Genomic DNA, 2,355 nt, shown 5'->3' on the forward strand with positions numbered 1-2,355 from the left:
TTGTGTGCTATAAAATCCCTTACAATAGTTTGAGTAGTTTTTAAAACTCTTAGTAAGGCTTCATGGGTATTAAAAGCATTATGGGGAGAGATAATTACGTTGGGTCGTGAAAATAATACATGATTAAAAGCCAAAGTTTTAAGCTGCTCATAGCTCTGTTTTTGTTGAGCTATCGGGCACTCTTGGTGTAATTGTTGTTCATCTTCAAGCACATCTAATGCTGCACCAGCCAGAATACCATTGTCCAAAGCTGCTACAAGTGCTTGTGTATCAATAAGGCCTCCTCGGGCAGTATTAATCAAATACGCCCCTGGCTTTATAGCTTGTACTGTGTCTTTGTTGATCATGTGGTACGTATGAGCATTTAAGGGAGCATGCAGTGATAGTATATCCGCTTGAGCAAGTAATTCTTCTAAAGTAGACACATACGTAAACTCGAGTGATTGAGCGAGTCCTAGCACTGGTTTTGGATCAAAGGCTAAGACACGCATGCCAAAGCCTCGAGCCATAGGTATAAGATGTTGTCCAATGCGCCCTACACCCACAATGCCCAACGTTTTATCTTTTAAATCAAACCCAGTAAGAGCAGAGACAGAGAAATCTAATTTTTTAATTTGCTCAGCAGCTTGAACTATTTTTCGTGAAAGAGCAAGCAGTAAACCAAAAGTGTATTCAGCAACCGTATGCTCTCCATAAGTAGGAATGTTACAAACAACTATAGTACGGCTATGCGCTTGAGCTAGATCAATATGATCATATCCTGCTGAACGTGTTATTAGCAAGCGTACTTTTGGCAATGCATCTAACAGAGCTTGAGTGATTTTACTTGGTATAAATATACAAATAACTTCAGCTTCACGAGCAAGGCAAGCAGTGTCCAAAGTAAGAGGTTGCCTATAAAGCGTATAGTCAAGATCACTACAATGTGTCTTGATATAGCTCTCTTCCCACTGCTGAACGTCAAAAAAAGCGATCTTCATACTTGTTTTCCAGATGCTTATTAAAGTTTTCTGTGATTTTTGGTTAACCACTTTTTTTATAAGCATAAGCGCCTTAGGAGTAACTATACAATAGTTTATCAACTAAATATTGCACTTTATATCTTAATTTCAGTACGTTGGTAACACACAAACCTAAAGGGGGTTACCATGATACAAAAAATAATGAGAAGTTTTTTTTATACTTATAATATATTTATACTGCTATTAACTGTTTTTAATTTTACGGTACAAGCAGAACTCAGTTGCTTAAAAAACAAGCATCTGCCAGGCTCGATTATCGATAATAAAGGCCACTGCTCAAGTTGTACTGATGGCATTGAGTGTTCAAGCTGTCACCAATTTTATACTACAAGTTTTTCATGTCCATGCGGGTTTATTAACAGTAATACCAGTAGTGACACGCTTTCAAGTGATTCTTTTGATTCCTGTTATCAAGTACATTCTATTATTATACCACGCTCAGTAGGGGCTAATACTGCGCGTGAGCTGGTTGGTTGGCAAGAATATATCAATAGATTTGCTCCTGAGAGCACGTATGCGACCATTGCACAATCGGTTGGTTATACACGTTCTTTTAAGCCTCAATTTATCTCTCGTACACTTTTTGGTGATTCAACGTTAGTGTTTAGCGGTAGCCAAGTTGAAGATCGTAATGCATGTGATATTATTGCAGACAATTTTGGTTTATCACCCCACTTTAAAGGTGAAGTCCATTTTAGGCCTGTTATAGAAAACTATTTTGTTGATAACCAACTTTTTATAGGTCTTGATTGCTTTCAACCAGGCTTATATGCGCGCCTACAGACACCACTTGTGCATACACGGTGGAGTTTAAATATGTGCGAAAAACAAATAGAGTCAAGCCAAGAACCTTTTGCTCCGTGCATTATGAGCATGAATGAAGAGACGCCTGCTCATTCAATTAAGCAAGCACTTAGTGGTAATTTTGTCTTTGGTGATATGAAAGAACCGTGGCGTTATGGCAAATTTTCACCGTGCACGTTAACAAAAACACGTTTGGCTGATATTGATCTTATTATTGGCCATAACCCGGTCAATACACCTTACTCTCATTTAGGGCTTTACGGGCAGCTCGTTTTGCCAACGGGTAATAAACCTAATGCTCGTCATATTTTTGAACCAATTGTAGGCAATGGAGGCCATTTTGAAGCAGGTGCTGGCCTTAGTGGCCATTTAGTTGTGTGGGAAGGAAACTGTTGTGACACGCTTTCAGTCTACGTAGAAGGAAATGTTACACATTTATTTAAAAACAGACAACAACGCTCATTTGATTTATGTAAAAATGGCCCTTTAAGCAGATACCTCTTGTTAAAAGAATTAAACTCTGATGGCA

The 2,355-nt window shown here is 38.4% G+C and carries 2 protein-coding genes; one reads left to right on the forward strand and one right to left on the reverse strand.

Annotation, left to right across the window (positions count from 1 at the left end):
* Positions 1-1,046 (reverse strand): hydroxyacid dehydrogenase (locus H0X48_06950; GenBank protein ID MBA3955027.1); only part of this gene is annotated, 1,046 nt, incomplete at its 3' end.
* Positions 1,047-1,148: 102 nt separating this feature from the next.
* Here H0X48_06950 and H0X48_06955 point away from each other — a divergent pair.
* On the forward strand, positions 1,149-2,355 hold a 1,207-nt coding region (locus H0X48_06955; GenBank protein ID MBA3955028.1), incomplete at its 3' end, for a hypothetical protein.

The organism is Candidatus Dependentiae bacterium, from assembly GCA_013821315.1.
Taxonomy (GTDB): Bacteria; Babelota; Babeliae; order Babelales; family Babelaceae; genus JACDHA01.